At 68.4% G+C, this 17,047-nt stretch carries 18 protein-coding genes; 8 read left to right on the top strand and 10 right to left on the bottom strand.

From position 1 onward, the window contains the following. Window positions 1–35 precede the first annotated feature (35 nt). Window positions 36–707 (bottom strand): NAD(P)H-binding protein, encoded by a 672-nt coding sequence (locus EV380_RS16385; protein WP_130452011.1) that lies wholly within the window; start codon window positions 705–707, stop codon window positions 36–38. 140 nt (window positions 708–847) lie between these two features. On the opposite strand from EV380_RS16385, the gene EV380_RS16380 reads away from it, so the two are divergent. Continuing rightward, entirely contained in the window at window positions 848–1,708 is an 861-nt protein-coding gene (locus EV380_RS16380; RefSeq protein WP_242607673.1) for an EamA family transporter, read from the top strand. An 8-nt stretch (window positions 1,709–1,716) separates the two neighbouring features. Then, a complete protein-coding gene (locus EV380_RS16375) occupies window positions 1,717–2,232 on the top strand; it encodes an HtaA domain-containing protein (RefSeq protein WP_165391991.1) in 516 nt (171 codons plus the stop codon). Between the two features lie 154 nt (window positions 2,233–2,386). On the opposite strand, the gene EV380_RS16370 is transcribed toward EV380_RS16375, so the two are convergent. The 3 genes from EV380_RS16370 to EV380_RS16360 all read right to left on the bottom strand — a co-directional run bounded on the left by EV380_RS16370 (window position 2,387) and on the right by EV380_RS16360 (window position 4,624). Further along, complete coding sequence (locus EV380_RS16370; protein WP_180967297.1) at window positions 2,387–2,749, bottom strand: GntR family transcriptional regulator; 363 nt, start codon at window positions 2,747–2,749, stop codon at window positions 2,387–2,389. Continuing rightward, window positions 2,746–3,792 carry a hypothetical protein gene (locus EV380_RS16365; RefSeq protein ID WP_130452008.1) on the bottom strand — a complete coding sequence of 349 codons (1,047 nt, stop codon included), beginning with the start codon at window positions 3,790–3,792 and terminating at the stop codon, window positions 2,746–2,748. The genes EV380_RS16370 and EV380_RS16365 overlap by 4 nt, the downstream gene beginning before the upstream one ends. A 115-nt stretch (window positions 3,793–3,907) precedes the next feature. Further along, window positions 3,908–4,624: a FadR/GntR family transcriptional regulator gene (locus tag EV380_RS16360; RefSeq protein ID WP_242607672.1), complete on the bottom strand. Its 717-nt coding sequence runs from the start codon at window positions 4,622–4,624 to the stop codon at window positions 3,908–3,910. A 91-nt stretch (window positions 4,625–4,715) separates the two neighbouring features. Between EV380_RS16360 and EV380_RS16355 the strand changes: the two genes are divergently transcribed. From EV380_RS16355 to EV380_RS16345, 3 genes are read left to right on the top strand one after another with little or no spacing between them, the layout of a single operon-like run. Then, window positions 4,716–5,507, top strand: coding sequence for a (Fe-S)-binding protein (locus EV380_RS16355; protein ID WP_102158440.1), 792 nt, complete (start codon window positions 4,716–4,718; stop codon window positions 5,505–5,507). Beyond that, window positions 5,504–6,988, top strand: a complete 1,485-nt coding sequence (locus EV380_RS16350; protein ID WP_130452007.1) for a LutB/LldF family L-lactate oxidation iron-sulfur protein — start codon at window positions 5,504–5,506, stop codon at window positions 6,986–6,988. The genes EV380_RS16355 and EV380_RS16350 overlap by 4 nt, the downstream gene beginning before the upstream one ends. Beyond that, on the top strand, window positions 6,985–7,617 hold the full coding sequence (locus EV380_RS16345) for a LutC/YkgG family protein (protein ID WP_130452006.1): 633 nt from the start codon (window positions 6,985–6,987) through the stop codon (window positions 7,615–7,617). Before EV380_RS16350 ends, EV380_RS16345 begins: the two co-directional genes overlap by 4 nt. Window positions 7,618–7,638: 21 nt before the next feature. On the opposite strand, the gene EV380_RS16340 is transcribed toward EV380_RS16345, so the two are convergent. Beyond that, the gene (locus EV380_RS16340) at window positions 7,639–9,078 is read right to left on the bottom strand and encodes an MFS transporter (RefSeq protein WP_130452005.1); all 1,440 of its coding nucleotides are present in this window, start codon (window positions 9,076–9,078) and stop codon (window positions 7,639–7,641) included. Window positions 9,079–9,282: 204 nt separating this feature from the next. Between EV380_RS16340 and EV380_RS16335 the strand changes: the two genes are divergently transcribed. After that, the gene (locus tag EV380_RS16335; RefSeq protein ID WP_130452004.1) at window positions 9,283–9,648 is read left to right on the top strand and encodes an L-rhamnose mutarotase; all 366 of its coding nucleotides are present in this window, start codon (window positions 9,283–9,285) and stop codon (window positions 9,646–9,648) included. Window positions 9,649–9,709: 61 nt separating this feature from the next. Beyond that, complete coding sequence (locus tag EV380_RS16330) at window positions 9,710–11,041, top strand: MFS transporter (protein ID WP_130452003.1); 1,332 nt, start codon at window positions 9,710–9,712, stop codon at window positions 11,039–11,041. Window positions 11,042–11,224: 183 nt separating this feature from the next. On the opposite strand, the gene EV380_RS16325 is transcribed toward EV380_RS16330, so the two are convergent. From EV380_RS16325 to EV380_RS16315, 3 genes are read right to left on the bottom strand one after another with little or no spacing between them, the layout of a single operon-like run. After that, window positions 11,225–11,473, bottom strand: coding sequence for a hypothetical protein (locus EV380_RS16325; protein ID WP_130452002.1), 249 nt, complete (start codon window positions 11,471–11,473; stop codon window positions 11,225–11,227). 8 nt (window positions 11,474–11,481) lie between these two features. Then, entirely contained in the window at window positions 11,482–12,831 is a 1,350-nt protein-coding gene (locus tag EV380_RS16320; RefSeq protein WP_130452001.1) for a TRAP transporter large permease subunit, read from the bottom strand. Further along, entirely contained in the window at window positions 12,831–14,183 is a 1,353-nt protein-coding gene (locus tag EV380_RS16315; protein WP_130452000.1) for an RraA family protein, read from the bottom strand. The genes EV380_RS16320 and EV380_RS16315 overlap by 1 nt, the downstream gene beginning before the upstream one ends. A 173-nt stretch (window positions 14,184–14,356) precedes the next feature. Here EV380_RS16315 and EV380_RS16310 point away from each other — a divergent pair, with 173 nt between their 5' ends. After that, window positions 14,357–15,106 (top strand): IclR family transcriptional regulator, encoded by a 750-nt coding sequence (locus EV380_RS16310; protein WP_130451999.1) that lies wholly within the window; start codon window positions 14,357–14,359, stop codon window positions 15,104–15,106. Window positions 15,107–15,185: 79 nt separating this feature from the next. Here EV380_RS16310 and EV380_RS16305 read toward each other — a convergent pair whose 3' ends face one another. Then, a complete protein-coding gene (locus EV380_RS16305; protein WP_130451998.1) occupies window positions 15,186–15,497 on the bottom strand; it encodes a hypothetical protein in 312 nt (103 codons plus the stop codon). Between the two features lie 138 nt (window positions 15,498–15,635). After that, a complete protein-coding gene (locus tag EV380_RS16300; RefSeq protein ID WP_130451997.1) occupies window positions 15,636–17,039 on the bottom strand; it encodes an MFS transporter in 1,404 nt (467 codons plus the stop codon). Between the last annotated feature and the right edge of the window lie 8 nt (window positions 17,040–17,047).

The raw sequence follows: 17,047 nt of genomic DNA, 5'->3' as shown, positions 1-17,047 counted from the left end.
TCAGCCCGCGCGCCGGCCGCCGGGCGAACGCCCGGCTACAGGTGCGGCGTCCCGTACAGCCCGACGAGAGTGTCGACCGCCTCGTGCACGGTCGAGGGCCCGTCGACGACCTCGACGATGTGCCGGGTCAGCCGGGGTTCGTGCAGGATTTCGAGGATGAAGGCGGCTACGTCGTCGCGCTGGATCTGACCGTACGGCACGGCGAGGCCCGAGCGCACGCGCCCGTTGCCGTCGTCGTCCGTGAGCCGACCCGGCCGGACGATCACCCAGTCCAGCCCGGAGCTCGCCAGTGTCTGGTCGGCTTCCTTCTTCACCGTCAGGTAGTGCTCGAACGACTCGGAGATCTCGCGGCCGCGGCCCGACTCCGGCATCGCGGAGATCAGAATCATCCGCGGAACCATGGCCGAGTCGGCGGCGACAATGGCCGATTCCACGCCCTTGCCGTCGATCAGCGAGGTCTGGTCCGCGCCCGTGCCGTGCGCACCGGCGGCGAAGACGACGGCGTCGTGTCCGCGCAGCGCGCTGGCCAGGACTTCCGGCCCGTCGGCGACGAGGTCGTAGCGCACGGGTTTCGCGCCGGAAGCGACGACGACTTCCTCCTGCTCGATCCGGCGGAAGAACCCGGTGACCTCGTCACCGTGGTCTGTAAGTTTGCGTGCCAGCCGGCGCCCCACTCCTCCAGCCGCTCCGACGATCCCGATTCTCATGACGACCTCCCTGGTTGCCTCCACTTTCAGATCACCACCTACCGGCCCGTAAGGCAAGAGTTATTGCGGGCGGATGGCGGCTCGGCGACGCCCTCGGGTCTCGTTGGTTGAGCCTCGCGGTACCGGCGTATCCTTTCGGAGTGAAAGAGCGCATCGCGGCGTCCCCGCTCCTGCCGATCCTGCTGGTGCTGGTCAGCATCCTCGGCCAGCAACTCGGTGCTTCCCTCGCCGGCACGCTGTTCCACCGGGTCGGCCCCCAGGGCATGGTGCTGATGCGGCTTCTCTTCTCGGCTGTCATCATGATCGCCATTCTGCGCCCTACGCTTTCGCGGCTCGGATGGACCGGCTGGCGGACCATCATCGGGCTCGGGGTCACCATGTCGGCGATGAACCTCATGATTTACGAGGCGTTCGACCGGATCCCGCAGGGGGTCGCCGTGACGTTCGAGGCGCTCGGTCCCCTGGCGCTTTCCGTGATCGCCGGGCGGCGCTGGATCGGCCTGCTCTGGGCGATGCTCGCGTTCGCGGGCATCGTGCTGCTGGGCCGGGACGGATTCGCCGCCGACGGCCTCGACCCGATCGGCGTCGGGTTCGCCTTGGGCGCGGCCGCGTGCTGGGCCGGGTTCATCTTGATGAACCGGGAGGCCGGCCGCCACTTCCCCGGAGTGGCGGGCCTCGCGCTGGCGATGTGCGCGGGAACCGTCGTCGCCGCCCCGTTCGGCATCGCGACCGGCGGCACGGAACTGCTCGACCCCTGGGTCCTCGCGATCGGCGTCGGCATCGCCTTGCTCTCCTCGGCCATCCCCTACGGCATCGAGACCCACGTTCTCCGCTTGCTCCCGGCGTCGACGTTCGGCATGCTCACGTGCCTGTCGCCGGTGATGGCGGCGCTGACCGCGTTCGTGGTGCTCGGCCAGCAGCTGGGACCTGTGGATCTCGCGGCGATCGGTTGTGTCATTCTCGCGTGCGTCGGCGCCGTCCGCACCCGGCCAGCCCTATGATGGTGAGCATGCCGGAGACACCAGGACCCACGCAGCCCCACGGCTTGGTTTGGGGCATCAGGAAGAGTTTCGTCGAGTACGTCGGTTCGCTCGACGACGGGACCATCACGGCGCGCAGCGGCGCCCTGACCACCGACGACGGCGCCTTCTCGTTCGCCGCGGGCGAGGTCGACCTCTCGCCGGACCTGTCGACCGGGAAAATGTCCTTCACCGGCGACGTGATCCTCTCGGGTCATGAGGGCATGATGCACGTGCGACTGCTCGATCCGGCGATCGAGTTGGTCGGCAGCCACACGGTGCTCTCGGTCGCTGCGGACACCGTCGAGGGCACGGCACCCGAGCAGGCGCGCATCGTCATCGCGCGCATGTACTCCGGCGGCTTCGCCGATCAGGGCGACACTCTCCAGTGGCGGGTCAACACGGTACTGCTCACCGACGAAGGCGCCGCCCTCTTCGGCAAGCAGTACCCGAGCGGCCAGATGATGGACGAGATCGTCGCCCACATCCCCAAGCCGGCGGCCTGACGAAACCTGGCGGCGGGAGCTGCAGTTACTCGCTCGCCGCGTCCTCCGGCGCCGACACGTCCCTTCCGACGATGACCGCTGGTCCACGCGCTGGGACCGTCGAGGCGGAACTCTTCGCCAAACACATCGGAGAAATCCCGCGCCCAGAGCCAGGCTATCGCGGCTCGCCGGCCACCCAGGCCGCGGCGACAAGGGCCTGGGCCTCGGCGAGGCTCAGCCCCCGGCCGCGAGCCGACCGCACGAGGTCGGAGGCCAGCGCGAAGGCGTCCGCGCCGTCGTCGTGCCCGGGGTTGACGCGCGTGCCCGCGGCGCGGGCCGCGCGCACCAGGCCCGCCTCCTCCAACTCCTTGTAGGCGCGGGCGACGGTGCCGGCGGCGACGCGCAGGTCGGCGGCCAGCTGGCGAACGCTCGGCAGGCGCTCGTCGGCGGCGAGCGCGCCGGAGCGGATGAGCGCCTCGAGCTGACCTCGGATCTGCTCGGCCGGCCCCAGCGGAGAGGCCGGGTCGACGGAGATCACACCGGCTCCCGCACGCCGAACGCCTGGGTCATGCGCCGGGAGCATGAGGCCAGCAGCATGACGCCGACCACCGTGAGCACGATCGCGATCACGACCATCGTGAGGGAGGCCGTGAGGAACTGGGGATCGAAGGTGATGTCGGCGGCGTCGATGGGCTCTCCGACGACGAACCGCGTGCGCTGGGCCGCCGAGAACTGCGCCGTCGCCGCCATGAGCCCGACGACGGCGCCTTGGAAGGCGAGGAAAGCCGTCGACAGGGTCGCCACCGTGTAGGCGACGGCGGCACGGACGCCGTTGTCGAGGCGGAAGAGCCGGAAGTCGCGCGGGCGGGCCCGGCGCGCGTTGCGTCCCAGGACGATGAGGGAGGCGATCGCTGCGAGGAACGCGACGACGAGGATGACGCCGCCGTAGTACCAGCCCGGATAGGGGCCAGAAGCTCCGACGCCTGAGAGCACCTCGGTGACTAGGCCGGACTCGTCGAGCTCGGCACCGCCCTGGAGCTCGTAGCCGAGCTGACGCAGGCGGCCGGACTCGTCCTCGACGGAGGTCAGGCCCGCCGCCGCGAGCCCGAAGACGAGCAGCGCCAGCAGTGCGCCCGGCAGCAGGAAGGACCACCGGGGCCCGAAGGTCGTCCAGCCCCGGCGGATGAGGTCGGCGTGGGTCGCGGCGCCTTCGACGTGGTCGGCGTCAGGCCGCGGGCCGTCGTCGTGCTCGCGAGGCCACGGCCACGCGGACCACGCGACCATGATCGCCAGCCAGACCATGACCGGGACCAGGACGACGGGCAGGCCGCCGAGCTGCGGCGCCACGAACTGCCAGGCCAGGCAGGAGATGCAGGCGAGAATTCCGATGACGATCATGCCGATGAAGCGACGTCGCAGGTGGCGCAGAATCTCCGGGCGGCTGCCGTGGGCCGCGCGCCAGCTCGGCTCGATGAGGTCGCTCAGGCGCGGCGTTTGGCGCGAGATCAGTCCGCGCAGGATCAACACCAGCAGCCACAGCAGCACGGCGCCGCCAGCGACGATGATAATTGGTGAGAACAACGGGACCCCCTCAGCGCCCATCAGGCCATTTGTGGCAACAGCCTGATACAAGATGTGCTGCCATCCTGCCGCGCACATCGTCTTGTGTCAAGTCGGCGATACAAGCGCGCCACGCTCAACCTACCTCGCGGTGGAACCACTCGATGTGCTCGCGCAGCAGCCCGGCCGCCTCGCCACCGCGGCCGCCGGCGACGGCGTCGAAAATCCCGCGGTGCTGCGCCTTCAGGGTGGCAACGACGTCGCCCCAGGCCGCCTCCGAGGTGATCGCCTCGGAGACGTAGTCGCGGATCGCCAGGCGCAACGACTCCATCATCGCCGTGATCACCGCGTTCCCGGAGAGCGAAGCCAGCACCACATGGAACCGGGCATCCAGGTCGTGGAACTCCTGCCGCCCCGTTTCGGGCCGCTCCATCTGCTCCAACAGGTCGCGCGCCTCGTCGAGCAACTCCTCGGCCCGCGCCTCGTCATCGTGCAGGCTCACCGCGCCGGCCGCCCAGGTCTCGAGGAGCACGCGCGTCTCGACGATCTCGCGCACCGTCAGCTGCGCGGAGGCGACGTGCATGCGCAGGGCGGTCGAGATGCCCGCCGCCGGCCGGGAGATGAGGACAGCGCCCGACGACGGCCCCGAGCCCGTCGAGGTTCGCACGACGCCCATGACGTCGAGGATCCGGATGGCGTCCCGGACCGAGGCCCTGGAGATCCCGTGGCGTTCGGCGAGCGCGCGCTCGCCCGGCAGCTGGTCGCCGAGCTTCAGGCGCCCCGCGCGCAGGTCGACCTCGACGGCATCGAGCACCGCCTCGTACGCTCTGGCTGGCTTGTCTGGATTGTTCACGACTCCACTGTAATGGGCAGCTGATGGACGCCCGGCGGCGGCCCAGCTACTATGGTCAGACCACACCGCTTTCCACTCACCTGGGGTCAGAATGAGAATCGCCCTCTTCGCCACGTGCATCGTCGACGCGATGTACCCGTCGACGGCGCGCGCCACCGTCAGGATCCTCGAGCGCCTCGGTCACGAGGTGGTTTTCCCGGCCGGCCAGGCCTGCTGCGGGCAGATGCACACCAACTCCGGCTACTTCGACGCCGCGCGCAAGGTCGCCGCGAACCACATCACGGCGTTCGAGTCCGTCGAGTACGACGTCGCCGTGGCACCCTCGGGCTCCTGCGTCGCCTCGGTCAAGCACCAGCACCCGATGCTCGCCGAGCGCGCCGGCGACACGGACCTCGCCGAGCGGGCCACCGCAGTCGGCGCGAAGACGTACGAGCTCACCCAGCTGCTGGTCGACGTCCTCGGCGTGACCGACGCCGCCGAGCAGCTCGGCAGCTACTTCCCGCACACCATCACCTACCACCCCTCCTGCCACGGCATGCGCCTGCTGCGCCTGGGCGACCGCCAGCTGGATCTACTGAAGACAGTCGGCGGGATCGACGTCGTCGAACTGCCCGAGGCGGACGCTTGCTGCGGCTTCGGCGGCACGTTCTCCATGAAGAACGCGCAGGTCTCCACCGCGATGCTCGAGGACAAGGCGGAGAACATCCGCTCCACCGGTGCCGGGCTCTGCGCCGGCGGCGACGCGTCCTGCCTACTGCACATCGGCGGCGGCCTCTCGCGCGCCGGCTCGGCCGCCGGAACGCTGCACCTGGCCGAGATCCTCGCCTCCACGCTCGAGGAACCGGCCGAAGTCCCCAGCACGACGACGGGGGCCACCCGATGAGTTCCACCTTTGTCGGCATGCCGACCCTGCCGAGCCAGCGCGGACACGGGAACCTGCACGCCGAGGAGCCGTTCCCGCAGGCCGCGACGCGCGAGCTCGGAAACAGCCAGCTGCGCGCCAACCTGCGCCACGCGACCCACACCATCCGCGACAAGCGGCTCAACGTCGTCGGCGAGCTGCCGGATTGGGAGGACCTGCGCCAGGCCGGGTCGGACACCAAGGACGCCGTCATGGCGGACCTGCCGGCCAAGCTGGACGAGTTCGAGAAGAACTTCACCGCCCGCGGCGGCGTCGTCCACTGGGCGCGCGATGCGGAGGAGGCCAACCGGATCGTCACGGATCTGGTGCGCGCAACGGGCTCGGAGGAGATCGTCAAGGTCAAGTCGATGGCCACCCAGGAGATCGGCCTCAACGAGCACCTCGAGGAGCAGGGCATCGCCGCCTTCGAGACGGATCTGGCGGAGCTGATCGTCCAGCTGGGGCACGACAAGCCGAGCCACATCTTGGTTCCCGCAATCCACAAGAACCGCACCGAGGTGCGCGATATCTTCCTCAACGAGATGCCCGAGGTAGACCCTGACCTGACAGACAACCCCGCCGAGCTGGCGATGGCGGCCCGCGCCCACCTCCGCCAGAAGTTCCTCAGCGCGAAGGTCGCGATCTCCGGGGCGAACTTCGCGCTGGCAGACACCGGAACACTCGGCGTCGTCGAGTCCGAGGGCAATGGGCGCATGTGCCTGACGCTGCCGGAAACCCTCATCACGGTCATGGGCATCGAGAAGGTGCTGCCGAGCGCGCAGGACCTCGAGGTGTTCATGCAGCTACTCCCCCGCTCCTCGACGGGTGAGCGCATGAACCCCTACACCTCCCTCTGGACCGGCGTTACCGAGGGCGACGGCCCGCAGAACGTGCACATCGTCCTGCTCGACAACGGCCGCACCAACGCGCTGGCCGACAAGTACGGCCGCACCGCGCTGAACTGCATCCGCTGCTCCGCCTGTATGAACGTGTGCCCGGTGTACGAGCGGACGGGCGGCCACGCCTACGGCTCGACCTACCCGGGTCCGATCGGCGCGATCCTCTCCCCGCTCATGACGGGCATCGAGGCCGAGGACAACGGCTCGCTGCCCTACGCCTCGAGCCTCTGCGGCGCCTGCTACGACGCCTGCCCGGTGAAGATCAACATCCCGGACATCCTCGTGCACCTGCGCGGCGAGGACGTGAAGGCCCAGCACGCCGCAAGTCGCGTGCCGACCGAGATGGACCTGCTCATGAAGGGCGCCGAAATCGCCCTCTCCTCCGGAAAGGTCCTGAACCTGATGGAGAAGGCCCTGCCGCTCGGGCGCCTCGCGGCCGGACGCGACAAGAAGATCAAGAAACTGCCGGGCAAGCTCGCGGGGGCCTGGACTTCTTCACGCGATATTCCCGCCCCGCCGGCCCAGTCGTTCCGCGACTGGTGGAAGAAGGAGGGACGCTCATGAGCGCCCGCGACGAGATCATGAGCCGCATCCGCACCGCGTTGAGCGACGCACCTGCCGCCCCCGAGGTGCAGCGCACCTACCGTCGGACCTCGGAGCTGACCCGCGAGCAGCTGATCGAGCAGCTCGTCGACCGTCTGGTCGACTACAAGGCGAGAGTCGACGTCGTGCCGGCGGCCGAGGCGGCGGCGGCGATCGCGGCGCGACTGGCCGCGGCGTCGTCGTACGTGGTGCCCGCCGGGCTCGACGAGGCGTGGCTGGCCGCGGTGCCGGCCGGCGCGCGACGCATCGTCGATTCACCCGAGCAGCCGACATCGGTCGCGGACCTCGACGCGATCGACGCCGTGGTCACGGCGTCGGCGGTCTCGGTCTCCGAGTCCGGCACGATCATCCTCGACGGATCCGCGGCGCAGGGGCGGCGGGCGATCTCGCTGGTGCCGGACACCCACGTGTGCGTGGTGGCGGCGTCGAGCATCGTGCAACTGCTGCCGGAGGCCCTGCCGCGCCTGGACATCTCCCGCCCGCAGACGTGGATCTCGGGTCCGAGCGCGACGAGCGACATCGAGCTCGAGCGCGTCGAGGGCGTGCACGGCCCGCGCAATCTGGCGGTGGTGATCCTCGCCGACGCGTAGCTGCGGACGCCGTGTCGCGCCCTACGCGCCCGTGTCCGGTGCGGCCGAAGGTGTGGAGCGGAGCGTGCGCACCGCGACGACGGCGGCCGTCGCCGCGAGCAGCGTCAGGACCGCGAAAACCGCGACCAGACCGCCCGTCAGAGTGCTCGCGACGGCGAGGACCGATCCGAGGAGCGCGAGGCCGAGCGCCGAGCTCAGCCCTTCGCCGAGCTGCAGGGCCGCGCCGAGTCGCCCGTGAGCACCGGCGCCCGCGAGCTGAAGGGTCGCCGAACTGATCCGGGGATAACACGTCCCCAGCCCCAGCCCCGCAATTGCCCACCCGATGACCGCCAGACCCACCGGCGCGTTGGTTGCGACGACGGCGAGGACCACGGCGGGACCGGCCAGCACCAAGCCGACTCCGGCGGCGATGAAAGCCGCGTCATCAGCCCGGCTTCCCACCCGTCGCCCCTGCCACCACGAGCCGGCCGCCCACGTGAGGGCGCTGACCGCCACGGACCACCCGGCCAGGGTCGGGCTCAGGCCGCGCGCCTCCTGCAGGTACAGCGTCAGGTAGACCTCGCACCCGGTCGCCGAGACCCCCACGAGGCCGCGCAGGGCGATCAGGCGCGGCGTTCCTGCGGCGGCCCGCAGGGTGCCGCGCGGCAGCAGGCGAGACGCCGCCACCACCACGACGACGGCTGCGACGGGCACCGTCAGCCGCCAGAGCCCCTGCTGTTGTCCGCCGACGTGCAGCACGGAAGCCGCCAGGGAGGCGGCGATCGCCCAGGCGAGCGTGCGTCGTCGTCCCCCTGCCGCCCCCGGCGTCCCCGCCCGGCCATGGCGCGCCGTGGCCAGCCACAGCAGGGCGGAGGCGGCAGCCGTCCCGACCAGGACGGCCGCGAAGAGCACGCGCCACGACCACAGCTCGGTGACGGCGCCGGCGACGACGGGCCCCAGCATCGCCGGCAGCAGCCAGGCCGCGGAGAGCAGCCCGAAGAAGCGTGGACGCAGCCCCTCCGCGATATGCCGACCGATCAGGGCGTAGATCACCACCGAGACGAGCCCGCCGCCGAAACCCTGCAGGAGGCGTCCGCCGATGAACCAGGCCATGTCGCCGGCCAGCACGCACATCCCCAGGCCGGCCGCGAAGAGGCTCGCGCCGGTGAGAAGGGGCCGGTTCGTGCCCGCGCGGTCCGCCCAGCCGCCGGCCAGTGCCGTCGCCACGAGCCCGGCGGTGAGCGTGCCGGCGAAGGCGAACGAGTACCACTGCTCGCCTCCCAGTTCGCGGGCGACGACGGGCAGCACGGTGGTGACCGCGAAGGACTCGAACGCGATCAGGGCGACGAGCGTCAGGGATGCCGCGATCAGGGGCCACGAGGCCGCCGTCCACAACCGGTCCTCGACTGTCGGGATGCGGGCGCTGTCGGGGGCCTCGCACTCGCGGCAGTCCGCGGTCGGTCCCGTGGGAGAAAGGGTCATAGGCAGCAGCTAAGAACATCAACAATAGTTGAGGTCAAGCCCGGGCAACCGAGGTGGTGAATCCCGGTGTTTGAAACGTCTCAAAACGGCGCTACCATGGTGCGTGACACGGAGGCCGGCGTCACACACCCCAGAGAGCAAGATCTCGGGCGGTACGCCGGTCCTCGAAATTGAATCGATTCATACCTAGTCAAGGAGGTCCTCATGGGTGAGGACACCACCGCAGGCGTCGCCGATCTCGTTCAGTTGGGCGAGGACGTGACGTCCACGCGCGCCGCCTTCCTGCTGCACGTCAAACCCGAGCGCCTCGCCGAGTACGTCGAAGCCCACCAGCGCGTCTGGCCGGAGATGCTCGAAGCCCTCAGCCGTCACGGCTGGCGCAACTACACGCTCTTCCTGCGCGAGGAGGACGGCCTGGTAGTCGGCTACTTCGAGGCTGACGACGTCGACGCAGCGCAGGCAGCCATGGGCGCCGACCCCGTCAACGCCACCTGGCAAGCCGAAATGGCCCAGTACTTCGTCGAGGGCAGCGTCCAGGAGGCGCTCCTGCCCTACTTCCGCCTCGCCTGACCGCTCCGCAGCCGCAGCGACGCGGCCGGAGCACGCACGAAATCTCTCCAAAGGAATCCTGATGTCCACCAAACCCAAGGTCACCGGCTGGAAGGCGACCATCGCCGTCGCCATGTCCAACTACATCGAAGCCGGCTCGATCATCGCCCTGGCCACCTCGCTGGCGTTCTGGCAGGAGTACTTCGGCTTCTCCAACCTGGTGATCGGGCTGGTCGCCGCGATCAGCGCCAACGCGTTCGGCGCCGCGATCGGCGCGCTGCTCGGCGGCTGGGCCGGCGACCGGTTCGGCCGCAAGTTCATCTACACCTACGACCTCGTCGTCTACATGGCGGGCACACTGCTGGTCGTGTTCGCGACGCATCCGGCGATGCTGCTGACCGGCGTCGTGCTGACCGGCATCGCCGTCGGCGCCGGCGTGCCCGTGGCCTGGACTTACATCGCCGAGGAGGCGCCAGCCGCCGATCGCGCCAAGCACGTGGGCTCGGCCCAGCTCGCCTGGTCCCTCGGGCCGGCGCTCGTCTTCCTCTTCGCCACACTCGTGGTGCCGCTGGGCCTGCTGGGCTCGCGCATCATCTTCGCGCATCTCTTCCTTGTCGCTCTGGTGACGTGGTGGGTCCGCCGCGGCCTCGGCGAGTCCGACACCTGGAAGAAGTCGAACGCGGAGCGCCTCGCTTCCGAGGCCTCGACCGGCATCAAGCGCCGGAACTACCGCGAGCTGCTGCTGAACAAGGGCAACGTCAAGGCCCTGCTGTTCCTCACGGGCGTCTACGCGCTGTGGAACCTGGTCGCCGGCCAGATGGGCATCTTCATGCCGCGCGTCTACGAGTCCGCGGGCGTCGAGTCGGCGACGAGCCAGAACCTGCTCCAGGTCCTGCTCTGGACGTGCACGGTGGCCGCCACCTACTTCGGCTTCATGAAGTACGGCGACCGGGTCGACCGCCGCAAGCTCTACCTGCTGGGCGCGATCCTCGGCATCGCCGCCTGGGTCCTGCTGGTCTTCGCGAACATCACGATGCCGATGCTCATCCTCTTCGCCGTCCTGTGGGGCGTCGCCGCCGGCATCGGCGCCCAGGCGTTCTACGCCTTGTGGGCCGCCGAGATGTTCGCGACCAAGTACCGCGCCAGCGCCCAGGGCCTGCTCTTCTTCGTCGCCCGCATCCTAGTCGGCGTGCTCAGCTACTGGTTCCCGACGATGCTGGCCGAACAGGGCGTCGCCTTCGTCGGCGTCATCATGATCGCCCTCCTCGTCGCGGCCATGATCATCGGCTGGATCGGCGCCCCGAACACCAGCGGCCGCACGCTGCAGGACATCGAGACCGAGCGCTACGGGGCCGCCCCGGGCGATCGCCTCGACGGCGAGAGCAACTCCAAGGCCACCGCCGGCATCAAGTAGCACGGCGGCACACAGCCCCGGCCCCGACCAGCATCCCTTTCCCCTCGGGGCTGGTCTGGGCCGGGGCTTCTCGTATCTCGGGGCACGGCGGCGGCGCGGCGGCCGGATCGCTCCGACGGCCGGCCTCAGCCGTGCACCTACTCGGACCTCTGGGAGCAGCCAGCAGTGACTGCGGGCCCGCGATTAGTCCTTGTCATCCTCAGTTTCCGGTCTCCCCTGAACGTTGTAGACGCTGAACCCGAGCAGACCGGCAACCACAGCGGCAATGATGGCCGGGCGGAGCAACGATTCGGAAGCCCCCACGATCCAGTCTCCTTGTGCGAGAACGAGGCCCGCGGCTTGCGCAAGCACCAGGATGAAGGCGAGCCCGAGGAACGCGATCATCGCCACGGCGTACAGGGTGGTGAAAGCTCTATTCAATGACTGACGCACATTTCCTCCTAGTTGATGGGAACAGGCACGATACCGAGGGCGATGAGGACGCCCAGCAGGGTAATCGGAAGGACGTAGTAGATGATGAGCGGAATGAAGGTGCTCTCCGGTTTGGCCTCCGTGATTCCGCACGCGACGAATATCGAGCCGGAGGCCGGAGGCGAGGAACCCTCCGTCGAAGCGAACACCAGCAGTGCGACGACGGCCAGCAGCGGGTCTATTCCAGCGCCGACCAAGGTGACCAGCGAAACCTGGCCGACTGCGGAGAGAGTCGCCGTTGACGACAGTGGACCGGCGACGACCACCACCATGAACCCCACAATGGCCACCAACATCCACGTCGGAATGCTGAGGCCCCCGATGACCTGATCGACGTCTGCCGCCAGTCCGAGCCGGTCCAATACCTGGCTGGCTGCAATGGCGAAGTAGAGCAAGACTCCGATCGTGAAGAAGTGGGGCACACTGTCACGGAAGAATTCCCACCAGCCTGACACCGTTCGTGGAAGCTCCCGCCAGGCGATGACGGCGCTGATGGCGATGATGAGAATCGGAATCCACACGATCAGCGAGATCTCGTCGAGCGATTCACCGTATCTGCCCGTCGCCGTGAGGGCGTCAGCCAGAGGTCCGACCGTGACGAAGATCGGGATCAGCGCACCGAAGAAGATCAGGGTAGAGGGCCACCCGGCGCGCAGTGCCTGTTTCACGGCGCCCGCGTGGTGGCCGGTCTCCGCCGGCACCCCATCCCGACGGACGAACCACAAGGTGAGAACGATGCGCCACAGAACTTGGTACAGACCCGCAACCAGCAGGGCGATATACACCTGACTGGTGGTGACCATGGTTCCGGCGAAACCGATCATGATGATCATCGACGCGCTCGGGGGCAGCGCGGCCCCCAGGCCGGCGTTGCCGGCGATAACCGTAGCCGCACGGGATCGCTTCCATCCAGTGCTGATCATCCAGGGGCCGGTGATGGATCCCGACGCGGCAGCGTTGCCGGTGTTCGAACCACCCGCCAAGGCGCCCATGACTCCGGAGGTCACCGTATCGACCAGTGCAGGGCCTCCCCTGAGCCGTCCCAGCGCGGCGGAGAGGATCTGCACGAGCTTGCCGATGACGCCGACACGTTCAACGAAATACGTCATGAACACGAACGCCGCCGCCGCGTAGAGAACTTCGGACTCGGTGGCTTCGACCATGGAGTCGACGGCGACGGATGGAGCTGCCGCGCCCGCGAAGAACAGTGTGGCGATGAATCCGAGAATCATCGCTTCGCCCATGTTGCGCTTGACGACGACGTTCCACACCACGATCACCGCAACGAATACGGCCAGGGCGATAAGCGCTGTAGGCATCAGGAATCACCCTCCTCGCGCCGGCGGAGGATCTCACTTCGGCGGAGGGCTTCATCGGCCAGTACCGCCCGGCCGCGGGACAACAGAGATTCGGCCGCCACGGACGGGATGACGATCACGCCATCGCCATCGGCCACGATGTAGTCACCGGGCGAGCACACGGCGCCACCAATGGAAACCGGGACGTCGACGCGCCCGGGGCCATCTTTGTAGGGACCAGCCGGCGAAACGCCCCCGGCCCACACGGGAAAGCCGATCTTCGCCAGTTCCTGCGCATCACGCACGGCGCCGTCGGTAATGAAGGCGCGGATTCCCTTGGAGACGGCGCGTTCACCGATCAGCTCTCCCATCAGTGCCCGTTCGACGTGACCACCGGCGGCCACGACCAACACGTCACCCGGACGCGCGATGTCCAGCGCCCGGTGCACAGCCGCATTGTCTCCAGGACGCGTCCAAACTGTCAACGCCCGGCCGGCCACCGCTGGAGCGTCCCACACCGGCTTAATCGACGAGTGCAACAACCCCATCCGGTCGCCGGCGTCGCCCAACGCGGCTGTGGGAATCGTGGCGAGGCTGCTCGACAGGTCCATCTCGGAGTGCGCGGCCCGCAAGTGGTACTCCCGCGCCCCGAACGTCACGGGCCATGATGACTCCGGCCCAGCCAGTCCGGCGAGACTGTCCGAGAGCTCTCGACCCCGCCGGGCCGCATGGAGAAGCGTCCCCGAGCGCAGCCGCTCCACCCCCGGATCACCATCGGCCAGAGCGCCCGCGATCTGTTCGCGCATCCACTCGGGTTCGCCGCCCAGTTCCGCAGCGTCCATCGACTCGCTGATGAGCGCCCCGAGACCTTTCATGAAGACGCTGCGCAGCAACTTGCGCTGGGAAGCGGCGCCGAGCACCTCGCTGATCGCCGTGGGGTTGCCACCCAGGACTGCCAGTCTCCGTGCGGCTTCCTCCGCGGCCGGGCCAGCCAACAGTACTTCAACCCCGATACCCACGCTTCGAACCGACCCGATGACCGCCCCGTCCACGACTTCGATGTCGCGTCCGAGCGTCGCGTCGCGAACCTCCGCCTTGAGCTGCGGCGATCCCGAATTCATGTCGATGTACACGGCCCCGCTCCGCGCAGAGAAGGCGGCCTCGCTCGCGGCCGAAACCGCGTGTGCGGCCGTCGTCAGGCTGAGTACGACGTCGGCGTCGCCCACCGCCTCTGCCACGGAACTTTTGCGTTCGACTGCGCTGTCGACGCTGACATCGGCAGGATCGAACCCTGCCACTGCGTGGCCATGCCGGGCGAACCCTTCCGCGAACACCCGACCGGCCTCCCCCAGACCCAACACTGCAACTCGCATAACGAAACTTCCTATCATTGCTTGAGTATTACTCTCACTCTGTGAGAGTTCGCACTCATCATAGTGGCACAGCCCACAGTGATGTCAACCACGTGAGATTTGAGAGAGTTGTGCGCCAGGTGGAAATTTCTTGCCACAATGGACCCAGACGCACACCAACCGAGAGGCACCTGATGGCAGACGGCAACAACCGCGGTCGCACGGTCGAGCGAGCGCTGGACATCGTCGACTACGTCAGCACGGTCCGCAGCCCTGTGAAGCTGAGCCAGATTTCACGCGAAACCGGCCTGCACCTGGCCACGACCCAGCGACTTGCGACGACTCTCGTTCAGCGCGGGTACCTGCGGGCTACGGACGTCGGCTATACCGTCGGGCCTTCTGTTTTGTCGCTGGCACGCGCGTTCACCCTCCAGGATCGACTCAGCGTCGTATCGTTTCCCGTGCTCCAGGGCCTGACCGATGCCACTGGCCTGACGTCGTCGATCTACGTCCGCACCGGCAACACTCGCGTGCTGACTTGCCGCGTCGAGGCGCCTCACCCCATGCGATATCAGCTGCCGATCGGTCACCGGCTCGAGCTGACCCGAGGCAGCGGCAAAGTATTACTCGCGTTCTTGCCAGCGGCGGACTACGAGGAAGCCCTTGCCGGGTTCAGCACCCAGACGTTGGCGGATGGTCGCGAGCAGACGCCCGCAGACCTCGAGCGTGAAGTCGAGTCCATCCGCAGGCAGGGTTTCTACTTGAGCGTTTCAGAACGCCACCACGGGGCGGTCAGCCTCGCAGCCCCGATCCGGACACCGGAAGGCGATGTGTCGGGCGCTGTCAATATCGTGGCGCACGACGACACGCTGAGCGGCGACGAGATGATGAAGCTTCGACCTCAGCTCATGAGCGCCGCACGCTCCATCAGTGAGCAGATGTAGTCCGTGATTCCTAGGATTCTCGTCGGACGGCGGCGGGGCTGGGGCTTTTCGCGCACACGACGACGGCGGGCGGGTTTCGTCACGGGGCAGGCAGAGTGAGCGCCACGATCGAGACGATCAAACCGATGAGAATCATGACGCCTGCTCCCCTGGCGACGATTCGCCCGCGTTGCTCCGGCCGCTTGTGGGCGAAGACTCCGGCGACGACGAGAACCGCGACAATCGGGACGGCTCCGGCGTAGGCGATTGCCGCCTGCAGCGCGTAGTCCGGAGTGGGGAGTGCCGGGTATACGAGTGGGACCGGGAAGCGATAAGACCCCACGAGGACGAGACCCAGCAGGACGAGCCCGGCGGCGACGGCGAGCGCCAACCAGGCCAGTGACCGCGACATTCGGGATCCTCTCCGTCAGGCGAGCTCCCGCCCGTTCCGTACTTGAACGCGGCCCCGCTCTACGTTCGTGCCGCCTGCCTGAACCCTAGGTATGAACGCCCCGGCCGGCAAGAGGCCGGGGCGTTCGGCAGCCGTGACTCAGCGCCGCGCGGGCTCCGCCGCAGGCGCAGCTTCGCCGGCCGCGGCGCGGCGGTGGTCGAAGATCGTCGCCCCGACCTCCTGCTCGGCCTGGTTGGACACGGACAAGTCGATGCCGCGGCGGTCCCGCAGCAGCGCGACGGCGACGACCGAGAGTCCCGTCATCGCCAGGAGGTAGAAGGAGACCGCGTCGGTGCTCCCCGTCGCGTTGACGAGCGCCTGGGCGATCGTCGGGGCGAACGCTCCGCCGATAATGGCGCCGAGCGCGTAGGAGATCGAGACACCGGAGAACCGGACGCTGGCCGGGAAGATCTCGCTGTACCACGCTGCCTGAGGGCCGTAGGAGAGCCCCAAGCCGATCGTGAACAGGCCGAGTGCAACATACAGCAGCACCAGGTCTCCCGTGTTGATGAGCCAGAACAACGGGAACACCATCAGGGCCTGGGAGGCGAAACCGATGAGGTACGTGCGCTTGCGCCCGATCACGTCGGAGAGGAAACCGGAGAGCAGAGTGAAGCAGAACCACAGGGCGGCGGCGAAGGTCACCGCGAGCAGCACGTCGGTGCGTTCCAGCCCCACCGCCGGGCCGCTTGCGTAGCTCGGGATGAAGCCGCCCGTCGCCATGTAGCCGGCGGCGTTGTTCCCGGCGAAGACCACAGCGGCCAGAATCACCAGAAGCCAGTGTTTACGGAAGAGCTCGACGACGGGGACCCTGGTCTGTTCCTTGCGCTGGGCGATCTCCTCGAAGACGGGGGACTCGTCGACGGCGCGGCGGATGAAGTATCCGACGCCGACAAGGACCACGCTGAGCAGGAACGGGACGCGCCAGCCCCACTCGAGGAAGGCGTCACCGGGCGCGATCCACCCGATCATCAGAGCAGTCACCCCGGCGGCCAGCAGCATGCCGAGCGGAACACCGAGCTGTGGCACGGCTCCGGCCCTGCCGCGACGGCCCGGCGACGCGTGCTCGACGGCCATGAGCACCGCCCCGCCCCACTCGCCACCTGCGGAGACGCCCTGCAGGATGCGCAGCATCAGGAGCATGATCGGCGCGATGACGCCGGCCGTCTCATAGGTCGGCAGGATGCCGATCAGCGTGGTCGCCGCGCCCATGAGCACCAGCGTGATGACCAGCATGGGGCGGCGTCCGATCTTGTCCCCGAAGTGCCCGGCCAGGAACGCGCCCAGCGGACGGAAGAGGAAGCTGATGCCGACCGAGGCGAACGCCAGCAGCAGGCCGATGGACTGTCCGGAAGGCTCGAAGAAGAGCTGCGCGAAGACCAGACCGGCGGCCGTCGCGTAGATGAAGAAGTCGTACCATTCGATCGTGGTTCCGATGAGCGTGGCGGCGGCGACTCGTCGTTGATTCGCCTTCTGCTGCGCAACCGGTGCGGGTGCGGACATGGTGTTCT

Source organism: Zhihengliuella halotolerans (assembly GCF_004217565.1).
Taxonomy (GTDB): domain Bacteria; phylum Actinomycetota; class Actinomycetes; order Actinomycetales; family Micrococcaceae; genus Zhihengliuella; species Zhihengliuella halotolerans.
This window is presented reverse-complemented; position numbering and strand designations above follow the sequence as displayed.